Here is a 365-nt window from a genome sequence, read left to right on the forward strand (position 1 = left end):
GGCGCCGGCGGAAACGGGGGTGCCGGGGGCGCTGGCGGTCCAGGCGGCGCCGGCGGCGCCGGCGGTGACGGGGGTGCCGCCCTCGGCGAATCAGCCGGCGGCGGTGACGGACGTGATGGGGGTGATGGCGGCGACTCCTTGTCCAACGGCGGCAACGGCGGCGCTGGCGGCGTGGGTGGCAACGGTGGCCACGGTGCTCGGTTCCTCGGCTTCGGCGGTGCGGGTGGTGACGCCGGGTCCGGCGGCGCCGGTGGCACTGGCGGTACCGGCGGTGCTGGTGGCGCCGGTGGCCAGGGCGGCAGCGCCACCTCCAGTGCAGGGGACAGCTTCGATACCAGTTTCGGCGGTGACGGCGGCGACGGCGG

General features: G+C 77.5%; 1 protein-coding gene. It reads left to right on the forward strand.

What is annotated here, in order from left to right; genetic code table 11:
* Window positions 1-365: hypothetical protein (locus F0Q45_RS26955; RefSeq protein ID WP_188113216.1), on the forward strand; the 365-nt coding region annotated here is incomplete at both ends.

This window comes from Mycobacterium simiae, assembly GCF_008370645.1.
GTDB classification, from domain to species: domain Bacteria; phylum Actinomycetota; class Actinomycetes; order Mycobacteriales; family Mycobacteriaceae; genus Mycobacterium; species Mycobacterium simiae_A.